The organism is Parasphingorhabdus sp. (assembly GCF_036963705.1).
Taxonomy (GTDB): domain Bacteria; phylum Pseudomonadota; class Alphaproteobacteria; order Sphingomonadales; family Sphingomonadaceae; genus Parasphingorhabdus.
Window position 1 is genome coordinate 16,875 of sequence record NZ_JBALUT010000008.1, and the last position, 13,865, is coordinate 30,739.

The 13,865-nt window shown below is 58.3% G+C and carries 10 protein-coding genes; 5 read left to right on the forward strand and 5 right to left on the reverse strand.

Going from position 1 to position 13,865, the window contains the following annotated elements:
* Positions 1-199 precede the first annotated feature (199 nt).
* Both V7680_RS03165 and V7680_RS03170 read left to right on the forward strand, forming a co-directional pair.
* Positions 200-376, forward strand: coding sequence for a hypothetical protein (locus V7680_RS03165; RefSeq protein ID WP_335651841.1), 177 nt, complete (start codon positions 200-202; stop codon positions 374-376).
* A 112-nt stretch (positions 377-488) separates the two neighbouring features.
* Positions 489-1,883: an OprO/OprP family phosphate-selective porin gene (locus tag V7680_RS03170; RefSeq protein ID WP_335651842.1), complete on the forward strand. Its 1,395-nt coding sequence runs from the start codon at positions 489-491 to the stop codon at positions 1,881-1,883.
* Positions 1,884-1,893: 10 nt separating this feature from the next.
* On the opposite strand, the gene V7680_RS03175 is transcribed toward V7680_RS03170, so the two are convergent.
* The 3 genes from V7680_RS03175 to V7680_RS03185 all read right to left on the reverse strand — a co-directional run bounded on the left by V7680_RS03175 (position 1,894) and on the right by V7680_RS03185 (position 6,421).
* Positions 1,894-2,517 (reverse strand): GNAT family N-acetyltransferase, encoded by a 624-nt coding sequence (locus tag V7680_RS03175; RefSeq protein ID WP_335651843.1) that lies wholly within the window; start codon positions 2,515-2,517, stop codon positions 1,894-1,896.
* Positions 2,518-2,538: 21 nt separating this feature from the next.
* A complete protein-coding gene (locus V7680_RS03180; protein ID WP_335651844.1) occupies positions 2,539-5,067 on the reverse strand; it encodes a penicillin-binding protein 1A in 2,529 nt (842 codons plus the stop codon).
* A 109-nt stretch (positions 5,068-5,176) separates the two neighbouring features.
* Positions 5,177-6,421 (reverse strand): N-acetylmuramoyl-L-alanine amidase, encoded by a 1,245-nt coding sequence (locus tag V7680_RS03185; RefSeq protein ID WP_335651845.1) that lies wholly within the window; start codon positions 6,419-6,421, stop codon positions 5,177-5,179.
* A gap of 523 nt (positions 6,422-6,944) precedes the next feature.
* Between V7680_RS03185 and V7680_RS03190 the strand changes: the two genes are divergently transcribed.
* The 3 genes from V7680_RS03190 (at position 6,945) to V7680_RS03200 (ending at position 12,052) form a co-directional block, all read left to right on the forward strand.
* Positions 6,945-9,659 (forward strand): ribonuclease E/G, encoded by a 2,715-nt coding sequence (locus V7680_RS03190; protein ID WP_335651846.1) that lies wholly within the window; start codon positions 6,945-6,947, stop codon positions 9,657-9,659.
* Positions 9,660-9,780: 121 nt separating this feature from the next.
* Positions 9,781-11,181, forward strand: coding sequence for a M48 family metalloprotease (locus tag V7680_RS03195; protein ID WP_335651847.1), 1,401 nt, complete (start codon positions 9,781-9,783; stop codon positions 11,179-11,181).
* 112 nt (positions 11,182-11,293) lie between these two features.
* Positions 11,294-12,052 carry a DsbA family protein gene (locus tag V7680_RS03200; RefSeq protein ID WP_335651848.1) on the forward strand — a complete coding sequence of 253 codons (759 nt, stop codon included), beginning with the start codon at positions 11,294-11,296 and terminating at the stop codon, positions 12,050-12,052.
* A 17-nt stretch (positions 12,053-12,069) separates the two neighbouring features.
* On the opposite strand, the gene V7680_RS03205 is transcribed toward V7680_RS03200, so the two are convergent.
* Entirely contained in the window at positions 12,070-12,744 is a 675-nt protein-coding gene (locus V7680_RS03205) for an RlmE family RNA methyltransferase (protein WP_335651849.1), read from the reverse strand.
* Positions 12,741-13,853 (reverse strand): Ppx/GppA phosphatase family protein, encoded by a 1,113-nt coding sequence (locus tag V7680_RS03210; RefSeq protein WP_335651850.1) that lies wholly within the window; start codon positions 13,851-13,853, stop codon positions 12,741-12,743. Before V7680_RS03210 ends, V7680_RS03205 begins: the two co-directional genes overlap by 4 nt.
* Positions 13,854-13,865 lie beyond the last annotated feature (12 nt).

Below are 13,865 nucleotides of genomic sequence, written 5' to 3' on the forward strand. Positions count from 1 at the left end.
GGAAGTGGCAGCCGGAACGGCTGACGGAGGGGTGGGTTCACCAAAAAACGGCCCGTGGAGTGTCGCCACGACATCCGGAGCCTGTGCCGAGCCCAACCACCCCCTCCACTATCCTGCGGACGGTCCCCCTCCCCACCGCTGCGCGGCAGGAAGGAAAGGGTGGCTTGCCCGCCTCCCCGCGAGCCGCTAAATCCACCCCATGCGCACCCGTCTCGCCATCTGCCGCAATAAAAAGCGTTTTGCCAGCGAAGCGGATGCTATCGCGGCGGCTCAGGCTGCGACCATCGACCTTCGCCCCTATCTTTGTGACCGCTGCCGGCAATATCATCTGACCAGCCGGACCAAAGGCAAGCGGCGCTTGCCTGCCGCCGACTGACAGGCCGGTGGGCGCGCTGTCACAAACGTGAAATAAATATGCCATGAAAGGGAAACGCTGCGGTCATAGATCGCTCACTATCATGCAATGCAAAAGCAACGGACAGGCGATTATGAAAAACCATATGCTCAAGACAATAGGCCTGCTGGCCGGGACCGCAGCGATCGGGCTCTATCCCGCATCGGCGATGGCGCAGTCAATCACGACCGAACAGGCAGCGGCGCTGCTGACCAAGCTGAACCAGCTCGAGCGCGAAGTCGCCGATCTCAAGGCGCAGCTGGGCAATGTGCAGCAGACGCAGCAGGCCTCGACCAGCGCGATTGCCGCGACGGAAGCAAAAATCGCCGCGACCGAGGAAAAGCTGGAGCAGCAGAAGCCGGTCAAGATCGGCTTCAAAGGCGCTCCGGAAATCAAGGGCGAGGACGGCTGGAGCTTCAAACCGCGCGGACGCATCCTCTACGACTTTGGCACAGTGAACGCACCCGACAGCATCGTTGACGCGGGTCTGGGCTTTGCCAATGAAGCTCGCCGGATCCGGCTCGGCGCTTCGGGATCGATCCCGGGCGGTTTCGGCTACAAGCTGGAAGCGGATTTTGCCGGCAATGATGTCGAACTGACTGACGCCTTTTTCACCTATGACAATGGCGGGCTGACGGTGACGGCGGGACAGCATAATAATTTCCAGAGTCTGGAAGAATTGTCGAGCAGCAACGACACCAGCTTTATCGAGCGCGCCGCCTTTACCGATGCCTTCGGTTTCGAACGCCGGGTCGGGCTTTCCGCCCAATATGGCGTGTCGGACCTATTGTTTCAGGCAGGGCTTTTCACCGCCAATATCGGCGATCTCAACAATGACGAGAACAACAGCATCGGCTTTGATCTGCGTGCCCTAGCGATGCCGAAATTCGGTGATGTCCAAACCCATTTCGGGGCGTCCTACCATTATCGCGATCTTGGCGATGCCGTGACTTCGCGCCGCTATCGCCAGCGCCCCGCGGTACATTTCACCGACACTCGCTTCATCGACACCGGCAATATCGCCGATGCCGAATCAGAAGCCAGCTACGGGCTCGAGGCAGCGGTGATTTCCGGGCGCTTCCATGCAGCAGCAGAAACCCACTGGCTCAAACTGAACCGCGCTGGCGCACTTGCCGATCCAACCTTTTTTGGTGGCGCCATCGAGGCCGGCATCTTCCTGACCGACGACACACGCGGTTACAAGGAAGGCGTGTTCAAGGGTGTCAAAGTCTCCAACCCCGTCGGCAAGGGTGGCCTCGGGGCGTGGCAGGTCAATGCGCGCTATGACCGGCTCGATCTGGTCGATGCCGGGTTTGTTGGCGGCACCCAGGACGCCTATCAGGCTTCGCTGATCTGGACTCCGGTCGACTATGTCCGCTTTCTGCTGTCTTATTCCAAGCTTGACTATAAAAACGCAGCAATCCTCGCAGCAGGTAGCGGTGATTATTCGGTCGACGCTTTCGCCGGACGCTTCCAGCTGACATTCTAAACCACAGCGCCTAGCGCGGCAGTCTTTGCATCGGTTCGAGCGGGGGACTTTCGGGTCTGGGGTGGAACAGCCCGACCCGCTCGAAGCCGAGGCTGGCATAGAAACGCCGGTTGGCAGGGTTGCTGTTTTCGAGATAGGCCATGGTACCAGTCCGGTCGCAGGCCTCTAGAACAGGCTCGACCAACCTCCGGCCAAGGCCCCTGCCCCTTCCGGCGCTGGCGACGCCGACGGTGAACAGATAGGCGTGCTTCTGTGCCGGATGGTGTTTCGCCATCGCGTCCCCCGCTGCCTTGCCCCTTTTCAACGCGCCCAATCCGCCGCTAGCAAACAGTCCCCAATAAGTCTGCAGCGTGCCGGCCAATGATGCGTCGGGATTGTCGCCGGGCATCAACCACATGGCCGCTGCGCGATCTTCGCCGTCTTCGTCCAAGACTTGGCAAAAACCATTCGGCGCGTAAATATGGCGAGCGAGATTGGCAAAGGTCCGCTGCATCGGATCAAAACCGCCGAACAGCCAGCTGTTGAACGGATCATCGCGAAAGGCGTCGGCAGTGATTTCCGCGAGCGTGTCGACACTCTCTGGTCCAACAGTGCGGACGCCCTGGGCTGGCGCAATATCCGCAACCTTCAACATCAAAGCAATGATCCAGCGGCGCTAATAGATGCCGCCTTCCGCCTGCAGGAATTCATCGTCATTTTGCGCCGGCCCGCGATTGCGACTGGCGTCCTGGGCCCGCGCCCGTGCCGCTGCGCGCTCGGCGATCAGCTGGGCCTTGCGGGCTTCGAGCCGGGCCAATAGCTCGTCCTTGCGGATCGAGCGGCGGGGTTCGGTTTCTGGCTTGAACACGTCCCAGATCACCGCAGATTTCGGATCATCGGTAGGCCATCCGCCATAGACTCTCTTGCCCGATTTGCGGTCAACGCGGACCATGCGGACACCACTGGGCGCAACAAACGGGGTTTTCGGCATGCCTGCCATCGCCCGTTCGGCAAAGCGGCGGAAAATCGGTGCAGCCAGCGTGCCGCCCTGCGCATAGCCGCCCATATTGCGGGGCTGGTCGTAGCCGAGATAGACGCCAGCAACCATGTCGGGCGAACCGCCGACAAACCACACATTGGTTGGACCGCTGGTGGTGCCGGTCTTGCCGAACAGCGGCCGGTCGAGACTTTTCAGATTTTGCGCAGTGCCACGCGTGATCACGCCCTGCATGATGTCAATCATCTGATAGGCGGTGATTGGATCCATCAACTGCTTGCCCGCGGGACGCGGACGCGGCATCGGCTGCCCATCCCAGTCGCGCAAATTGCAATCGTTACAGACCCGCTTGTCGGCACGGAAAATCACCTTGCCTTTGCGGTCCTGGACAAAGTCGATCACCGTCGGATTGAGTTCGCGACCATGATTGGCGAGCATCGAATAGGCGTTGGTCAGCTTCATCACCGTGGTATCGCCAGCGCCCAGAGCAAAAGCGAGATACGGCTTATAATCGCCGATCCCCATGGTCTTGATCGTCTTGACGACATTTTCCATGCCTGCATCATTGGCGGCGCGGACCGTCATCAAGTTGCGCGATTGTTCGACGCCCCAGCGCAAGGTCTGCTCTCCGGCACCGCGTGCGTTGCCGAAATTCTGGAAACATTTGCGTCCCAGTGATGCTGATTGATAGACGCAGAACGGACTGTCGGGGATCAACGTCGCCGGGGTCATGCCATTTTCCAGCGCGGTTGCGTAAACAAACGGCTTGATCGTCGAACCCGGCTGGCGCTCCGCCTGGGTGGCGCGGTTGAACGAGCTCATCCGGTCATCAAAACCGCCCTGCATCGCCCAAATTCTGCCGTTGCGCGGATTTTGCACAACCATCCCGCCGGAAACTTCGGGTACATTTTCGAGCCGGTAGCTGCTCCCGCCCACCGGACTGACGGCGATAATATCACCGGCTTTAAGCGCCCCGGGCACGTCATTGATCCGGCCTGTCGTGCCATCGGAAAAGCCGATTTCTGCTCCGCCACCGGTGGTCCGGATCGCAACCGCGATCTGCCAATTGGCATAATCGGTGCCGATGAATGTTGAGGAAAGCCGCTGCGCCCATTGCTCGTCGATCTCGATCTTGTTGATCGGACCGCTCCAGCCCTTGCCGCTGCTATAACGCAGCAACCCGCCGCGCAGAGCGTCTTTGGTATATTCCTGTAATTCCGGGTTGAGCGAGGTGCGCACCCACAGACCGCCGGAATAGACGCTATAGGGTCCGGCTTTCTCGTCATCGCCGAATTGCTCGATCAGCTGGCGGCGGACTTCCTCGATAAAATAGCCGCCAACCCGGTCGAAACGGGGTCCGGAACGGGAAATCGCGCCAAGCGGTTGCGCCACAGCTGCCTGATGTTGCCCATCCGTGATCCAGCCATTGTCCAGCATTCTGCCCAATACCCAGTTCCGCCGGCTGATCGCGCGCTGTTCGTGCGCTTCGGGGCGATAGTTGGACGGACCTTTGGGCAGGATCGCCAGATAGGCTATTTCATGCAGGGCAAGCGCGTCGACATCCTTGCCGAAATAAGCCTGGGCGGCGGCCTGCACGCCATATGCGTTGCGGCCGAGGAATATCTGGTTGAGATAGAGTTCGAGGATTTCCTCTTTGGTCAGCGCATCCTCGATCCGGTAGGCCAGGATCGCTTCGCGCACTTTCCGGCGATAGGATACTTCGCCGGACAGCAAGAGGTTTTTCGCGACCTGCTGGGTAATCGTCGAAGCGCCGATCGGTCGGCCGCTATTGGTAATGTTGCTGACAATCGCGGTCGCAATACCCGGATAGTCCAGTCCGCCATGTTCAAAGAAAGTACGGTCTTCTGCGGCCAGATAAGCACGCACCAGAAGCGCCGGATATTCGGAAAACTCAAGCTGCACGCGCCGTTCACGGGCATAGCTGTGCACAGGTTCTCCATCATATGCGCGGACCATCGTCGGCAATGGAGGCTCATAGGTCCGCAGCGCGGTCGCGTCGGGCAAATCCCGCGCAAAGATCATCCAGATCATGAGCCAGCCTAGAATGCCCAAGCCGAGGAAGGCCACAAGCAACCGGAACCATTTCTTCTGCCAGAAATTTTCGATCCGCTCGAAAAGACTGCCGGTGCTCCGTTCGAGCTTGTAGGCGAGACTTTCTCCAGCCGTATCAGACGCATCATTTACCATAGGCTGCGCTATCTAAACCGCCTCGCTAGCATTTTCCAGCGATTATCGATGAAAATCGCGCACTGCCTCAAGCCGGTACGATCGGATATATTTACACCGGCAGAATTATCTAGCGCATCGCCAGTTTGCGGGCGAAATGCGACTCGATCGCGCTTGCTACACCAGTCGCAACTTTGACCCGGCCTGCGCGGGAATTCAGAAAGGCGACGTCATCCTTGTTGGTCAGATAGCCGGTTTCGAACAATACCGACGGCGTATCGGGTGCCTTGAGCACTACGAAGGACGCGTAGCGATGCGGTATTTTGCGAAAATTCATCTGGCGGCTGCTTTCGCGGTGCAGCAATTTGGCGAAATCCGCCGAGACGTTCATGGTTTCGCGCTGGGTCAGATCGATCAGGATCGACGAAACGTCCTTGGTCGCGCCGCCTAGATTGATCCCGTTTATGATATTGGCCTTGTTCTCGCGGGCAGCCAGCTTGGCGGCCTCCCGGTCGGAAGCGACCTCGGACAATGTATAGACCGTGGCTCCGGACGCTTCCTCATTCCCCGCGGCATCGGCATGGATCGACATGAACAGGTCCGCGTCGAGCCGGCGGGCGATGCCGTAGCGCTCTTCCAGCACAAGGAAATCATCGCTGTCCCGCGTCAGTGCCACCCGGACACGGCCGCCTGCGACCAGTCGGTCACGGATTGCGCGCGCAATTGCGAGAGTGACATTCTTCTCGCGAGCAGCGCCGTGGGGAGAAATTGCTCCCGGGTCATGGCCACCATGCCCGGCATCAATGACGACCAGCGGTCTGCTCGGGTCATTGGGCCCGTATATTTTCGGCAGGCTGACAGAATCGCGCGGCTTGCCGAGCGGAACCTTGACGCTATAATTGGTTCTCGGCGGTTCGGCGCGGAATTCCAGCGGTGGCAAGAAGGATTTGCGGCCCAAGGCAATCTGACTCTCGCCAACCGCTTGCAAGCTGAGCTTCAGGCTTTTTCCGTCCTGAGAAAAACTGCCATTGGTAATAACTGCCGGTCGGTCGAGATCAAACACGATCCGTGCTGTATTGATATCATATTGTCCCTGGCGCACAGATTTGACAATACCGGACGCATATCCGCCCTGCCCCGCCTTGCCGCCGCGAACATCAATCGCGATCCGGTCCGGTCCGATCAGGGAAAAGGTCGAAGCCCCCTCGACCACATCATCAAAAGCGACAGTGATTTGCGAGCCACTCGCCTCAATCCGGCTGATCGAACCGGCCTCGGCGGGCTGGGTCATCAATAATGCCGATACCATGATAGTCGCCAATGCCATGGCCTGCTTATGCCCCGCGCAGGCCTTTTTGGTCCAGTCAAATTTCATAGGCTCGGCTTTCTGGCTAAATCACAACTAACAATTGAGTAAAGAAGCCATTAAGGAACCTTTCGTAAGGCGCCGTAAAATGACGCGGTTAACAGCCCGTTAGGCATGAATTTATGCGCGGCCATATTCCCGAAAACGTTTCGTGCTGGTCACAGTTTATGTTGCCGATTAACGCGAGCGGTGCTAGCAGACCTCTCGAACCATTCGGGATCAATCCTGAAGCGGTTCTTCTAAATGCCGAAAATCATTCGGCATCTACCAGGTTGACGCAACATGAGGCATGACATCTCCGGCTATGAAGCTTTCCGTTTCGGAAGAGCTTCCACAGGCGGAACGACCTTGGCCAACGGCCAAGGCCATGCAGTTGTTGCAGACGCAATTTTATCTGAAATATTTCAAATCAACCGGATGACGCCGCCCGCCCCTAATCAAAGGACCGCGCGCGAACACCCGTTATCCCTACCATATCGCATGGCCCGAGCGGGCTCCGGCCCTCTCTTGTGCCATGCCAGGAGACTATTGAATGACTACGCGCATGCTAATCGACGCGCGCCACCAGGAAGAAACCCGGGTGGCGGTCGTAAAAGGGAACAAAATTGAGGAATTCGATTTTGAATCTTCCGAGCACAAACAACTTAAAGGCAATATCTATCTAGCAAAAGTAACCCGGGTTGAACCGTCGTTGCAGGCTGCCTTTGTGGATTACGGCGGCAACCGCCACGGATTCCTCGCTTTTTCCGAAATCCATCCGGATTATTACCAGATCCCGAGAGAGGATCGTGAAGCGCTGCTGGCTGAAGAAGCTGAGCATGCCGCAGAAGAAGCCGCTCTGCGCGCACAGGAAGAGGAAGAAGATGATTCTCCCGCCGACATGGTGCGCAGCGAAGCCACCGAGGAACTCGACACCGCTCTGGTCGAAGTCGACAAGGATGAAAGCGTCGATACGATAGACGTTACCGAAGGCGAAGTTCCGCAAGAAAACAATGATGACGATGACGATGAAGATGACGACGATAATGATGATTCCGACGAATCAGAAGACCAGTCATCCGATGACAATGCCGACTCCAAAGGCAAAGGCGGAGCACGTCGCGGACGCGGCGGACGCAACACCCGTGGTCGCGGCAAAGGCAGCATCCCCAAAGCCAGCGATCAGGCGCGTCAGAAGCGCATGGCCTTGCGCAAACGCTACAAAATCCAGGATGTTATCCAACGGCGACAGGTTGTGCTTGTTCAGGTGGTCAAGGAAGAACGCGGCAACAAAGGCGCTGCGCTCACCACCTATCTCAGCCTCGCGGGCCGCTATTGCGTGCTCATGCCCAACACCTCCCACGGTGGCGGGATCAGCCGGAAAATCAACAATGCAGGCGATCGCAAGCGCCTGAAGACGATCATCGCCGATCTGAAATTGCCTACCAGCATGGGCTGTATCGTTCGCACAGCCGGACTTTCCCGGACCAAGCCTGAAATCAAGCGCGATTTCGACTATCTCGCCCGGCTTTGGGATGAGATCCGCGAAAAAACTCTTGTGGCGACCGCACCGAGCTTGATCCACAGCGACAGCGACCTCGTCAAACGCGCAATCCGTGACATTTACAATCGCGAGATCGAGGAAGTGCTCGTCGAAGGAGCGAATGGCTATACGGCAGCGAAGAATTTCATGAAGCTGCTGATGCCGAGCCACAGCAAACGCGTGAAGAGCTATGCCGATCCGGTGTCGCTGTTCCAGCGCTATGGCGTCGAGGATCAACTGTCGGCGATGTATTCGCCGGAAGTCCAGCTGAAATCCGGCGGCTATCTGGTGATCAACCCGACCGAGGCGCTTGTCTCGATCGACATCAACTCCGGTCGTTCCACCCGTGAACACGGAATTGAAGCGACGGCGGTGAAAACCAATATGGAAGCCGCCGCCGAAATCGCGCGCCAATTGCGACTGCGCGACATGGCCGGGCTGGTCGTGATCGATTTCATCGACATGGACCGCAGCGGCAATGTCCGCAAAGTCGAACGGGCAATGCGCGACGCGCTGAAAAACGACCGTGCACGCATCCAGGTCGGACGGATTTCAAGCTTTGGCCTGATGGAAATGAGCCGTCAGCGTCTGCGCACCGGCGTGCTCGAAGCCTCGACCAAGGTCTGCCCGCATTGCGAAGGTACCGGACTGGTACGGACGGCATCCTCTTCCGCCCTCTCCGCGCTCCGTCTGCTTGAAGAAGAAGCAGCCAAGGGCAAGGCCAGCATGATCAGCCTGCGCACCAGCCAGGAAGCCTGTATCTATGTGTTGAACAGCAAACGTCAGGAAATCGAGGATATCGAAAAGCGCTACGGCGTCTCCATCGAAATCGTGCCGGATGGCGAAACCGAAGGCGCTCGGATGGAAGTCCAGACTTCCGGCAGCCCGCCAAAGAACATGCCGAAATTCGAACCCATCGTCGATGATGACGATGATGACGATCACGTCGAAGAAGCGGAAGCTGTGGAAACAGAAGAACGCAACGACCGTGGGGACCGTGGGGAACGCGAGGACCGGGTAGAACGTGAAGACGGCGCTGAACGGCCCAAACGCAAGCGGCGGCGGCGTGGAAGACGCAACCGTGGTGGCGATCGTTCGGAAACCGGCAATGCCGAAAATGGCGGCGAAAACAACGGCGAAGCATCGGCTCAGCCAAACAATGCTGAAGCGGGTGAACAGGCAGATAAACCTCAGCCACGTCCACGCCGTAACAGCGCCCGCAAAGCGGATGCTGCGCCGGTTGACGCGGCCGAAGGCAATGCTGACGACAAGCCACAGGCCGAAGCCAAACCACGCGGCAGACGCCGTTCGGCCAAGAGCGATGCCCCGGCAGAACAGCCAGCGGTAAGCACGACGCCGGAAGCCGAAACGGCCGAAGAAAAGCCGAAACGTCGCCGCGCTCCACGCAAAGCCAAGGCTACAGCCGACGCGCCAGTGACTGAAACCGCTGATGCAACGCCTGAAGAAAAGGCTCCGGCAAAACGTGCTCCAAGAGCGCGCGCCAAAAAGGCCGATAGCGTGGTGGCGTCTGACAATGTCGCTCCCGAAGCTGTCAAAGAGGTCAAGGAAAAGGCTCCGCCAAAACCGCGGAAATCGAGAGCCAAGGCCCCTGCCAAGTCGAAAGATGAAGCCGTCGCCAAAGCGCCCGACAGTTCCGACAATGGGTCCGCCGAAACCAACGATGGACCGCCGCGTAATGGCTGGTGGCAACGTACATTCGGATAATGATATTGATACCGTTCCCACCCGTGAGTTTCGGGCGGGAACGGTATCATTTTCATCCTCGGTTCAGGCAAAGACTGTCAGGGGAGGAAGCTCCAACCGGACTTTCAGGCTGAGGATACATATGCGCAATAATCTTGCTCTCTCACATTCCCGCATTGATTTGCTTGCCCTTGCCCGGTTGACCCGCTTCGTGGTGGCATTGCTGGCGATCGTCTCGATCACCGTGCAACCGGTTGCCGCCCAGTCGATATTGCGCGATGCCGAAACAGAAGCTTTGTTTACCGACATGGTGGCACCGCTGGTGGCCGTATCCGAACTGGATGCCGACGAGGTCGAGGTCGTGCTGATCAACGACAATCAGATCAACGCCTTTGTCGCGGGCGGACAGCGTATATTTTTCTACTCCGGCCTGATCGAAACGGCGGATAGCGCCAACGAAGTGCAAGGCGTGATGGCTCACGAACTGGGCCATATCACCGGCGGGCATATCATCCGCTTTGATGAAGGTATCAAGACCGCAACCGGGATCACTATTCTAAGCCTTATCCTCGGCGCCGCAGCGATTGCAGCCGGCGCAGGTGATGCCGGCATGGGTATATTGGCAGCTGGCCAGCAAGCCGCGATGGGCAAGTTTCTCGCGTTTAGCCGGGTACAGGAACGATCCGCGGATTCCGCCGGTGCCCGCTATCTTTCCGAAGCCGGTATCTCCGGCAAAGGCTCAATCGATTTTTTCAAGAAGCTGCAAAATTACGAGTTCCGCCTCGGCATCCCGCAAGAGGACAGCTACGGTCGCACCCATCCATTGTCGGGAGAACGGGTAAGCCTGCTGAGGGACGTATATCAAGCCGACCCCGCTTGGGACACGCCATCCAATCCGGAGATCGAAGCCCGCTTCAAACGGGTCAAGGCCAAGCTGCTTGGTTTTACCGCAGACCCTGTCGTGACTTTGCGCAAGTATCCCGAGAGCGATCAATCAATCCCCGCTCGCTATGCCCGCGCTTATGCCTGGCACAAGAGCGCCTATCCGGACCGCGCGCTTTACGAGGTGACCAATCTGCTCAAATCCGCGCCGAACGACCCCTATTTCCTCGAGTTGCACGGCCAGATTCTGCTCGAATCCGGCAAGCCGGATGAAGCGCTCAAATCGCTACGCAAGGCCGTCCAGCTGACCAACAACCAACCGCTGATCGCCAGCCTGTTCGGTCACGCGCTAATCGCCACCGAAGACGCGCAATATTTTGACGAGGCGACTCAGGTCCTGAAGGCCGCTGTTAACAAGGATAATCGTAACCCCTTCGCCTGGTACCAGCTTGGCGTGGTCTATTCCCAGCAAGGCGATATGCCGCGCGCGCAACTGGCGACCGCAGAAAGTTCCCTGCTCCAGCGCAATTATGCCGGAGCGATCCGTAGCTCACAGATTGCCATGTCCGGTATTGCCGAAAACACCCCTGACTGGATTCGGGCGCAGGACATCTCCTTCATCGCCAAGGCTGAATTCGAAAAAGACAGCAAGCGCCGCTAAGCCGCGCTCTCCTGACCAAAACCATTTGGGCTGGACAAGCCATGCGGCCATTGCCAATGGCATGCATCAATGAAAGAACCCGATTGTGGAAAAAGTTTCAAATAGGAAGTGGATGATTATGGCGGGTGGCGGACTGGCCATAGCGGCGGCATTGGGCGTTTGGTTCTGGCAAGCGGGCAGCGCTTCGTCGGCAGAAGCAACGAGCGAACTTGCGCTGGCCGCTGGCATCGACGCGCGTGAGCAAAAAGCTATCGAAGCGATTGTCCGCGACTATATATTGAAAAACCCCGAGATCATTCCAGAAGCGGTCGAAATATTACAGAACCGTCAGCAGGCGTCGGCGATTGACTCCATGCGCGGCCAGATTGAAAAGCCCTTTGCCGGAACCGCTTTTGCCGGCAACCCCAATGGCGATGTCACCGTGGTCGAATATTATGATTTCAACTGTGGCTATTGCAAGCAGACCGAGCGGGATGTCGCCAGACTGATCGCCGAAGACAAGAATGTGAAAGTCGTGTTTCGCGAGCTGCCGATCCTGAGCGAAACCAGCAACGACGCTGCGTTGATGGCGCTGGCTGCGGCGAAGCAGGGTAAATATTATGCGTTTCACAAGACCATGTTCGCCACCGGTCGTCCAACGCCCTCGACGATTCAGGCCGCTGCCAACGAAGTCGGTCTCGACATCGCCGCTGCGCGAGCGTTTATCGCGACCCCCGAAGCCAAAAGTGAAATCCAGAATAATATCGAGACCGCCCAGAAAATGCGGTTCACCGGTACTCCGTCCTGGGTCGTGGGCAACCAGACGCAAGTCGGCGCGGTGGGTTATGATGGCCTGAAAGAACTGATCGCTCAGGCACGCGCTGCCAACTAGGCCTGTTTCAACCTGATCTATTCGGCTTCGGAACCGCCCTTGAACCCCTGGGCAATCACATACCATTCAGACGAGCCTTTGCGGCTTGCCGGTGGCTTGGCGTGCTTCACGACCTCGAAATGCTTCTTGAGCAAAGTCAGTAGTTCGTTGTCGGTTCCGCCAGCCAAGACCTTGGCGACGAAATTTCCGCCCTTTTGCAGATTTTCAACCGCAAAATAGGCGGCGGCTTCGACCAGGCCCATTGTCCGCAAATGATCGGTTTGCTGATGGCCGACCGTATTGGCGGCCATGTCCGATAATATCAGGTCCGGCTTGCCGCCGAGAGTTTCGATCAACAGGTCCGGCGCGGCATCATCCATGAAGTCCATCTGGAAAATGGTAACCCCTTCGATCGCATCGACTTCGAGCAGATCAATCCCGACAATCGCCGCCTTGGGTGCATATTTGCGCATCACCTGCGCCCAGCCACCCGGAGCAATCCCGAGATCCACGACCAGCTTTGCGTTGCGGACCAGTTTGAACCGCTCGTCCAGTTCCAGCAGCTTGTACGCCGCGCGCGAGCGATAGCCTTCGGCCCGTGCCTGTTTGACATAAGGATCGTTCAACTGGCGCTCAAGCCAGCGCGTCGAGCCGATTTTCCGGCCCTTCGCGGTTTTTACCCGCTGCTTGTTTCCTGATCTGCCCCGACTCATTGACTTGACCGCCGTTCATAGGATGACATTAGCGAGCGCAATATGCCCTCGCGGATTCCGCGATCGGCGACGCCGACGCGGGGTGCAGGCCAGATGTCGAGAATCGATTCCAATATTGCGCAGCCCCCGACGACAAGGTCGGCGCGCTCGCGACCGATGCACGGAATATCTGCCCGTTCGTCCGGCGAAGCATTGGCCAACATGGTGCTGATTTCGCGCATTGATTCGGTCGGAACGATCAAGCCGTCAATAACCTTGCGATCATATTGCGGCAATTTCAGATGCAGACTGGCCAGGGTGGTCACCGTTCCGCTGGTTCCCAGCAGGCGATAATCGCACTGGTCGAGCCGCGGCAACCGCTCGGCAAAACTGGCAAAACTATCCGCTACGCGCGAACGCATCGAGGCAAAGGCCTCGGCCCGCGCTAACGGGTCCTCGGCGTTGAATTTTTCGCTTTCGGTCAGCGAGACGACGCCCCACGGCACGCTCAGCCAGTCGATAATCTCTGGTGCCGAGCCGGTCGTGTCGACCAGCACGAGCTCGGTCGAGCCCCCGCCGATGTCAAAAATCAGCGCAGGCCCCTCGCCCGGCTCGAGCAATATCTGACAGCCGAGCACAGCCAGCCGCGCTTCTTCTTCTGCTGTGATCACATCGAGCGCGATACCGGTTTCGCGCCGAACCCGTTCGATGAACTTGTCGCCATTGCTGGCCCGCCGGCAGGCCTCGGTGGCCACCGACCGTGCCAGCGTCACATTGCGCCGGCGCAGCTTGTCGGCGCAGATCGACAAGGCGGCAACCGCTCTGTCCATCGCCCGGTTGCTGATCCGGCCAGTTTCGACCAGGCCTTCACCCAGGCGCACCACGCGTGAAAAGGCATCAGTAACGATAAAACCGTCCGACGAAGGCTTTGCAACCAGCAAACGGCAGTTGTTTGTGCCCAGATCGATCGCTGCATAGGATCGCAATTTGGGCCAACGCCCGGTGCCGTGAGGAACAGGAGGCGCAGCTCGACTCTGTCCATTATTTGTCGCCGCAGGGTTCGGGCGGGATTTCCTTGCGGATGACCCGCCATGTTCATCTTGCGGCGATGGGGACGCTTGATCCGCCATGACCGTACTCTT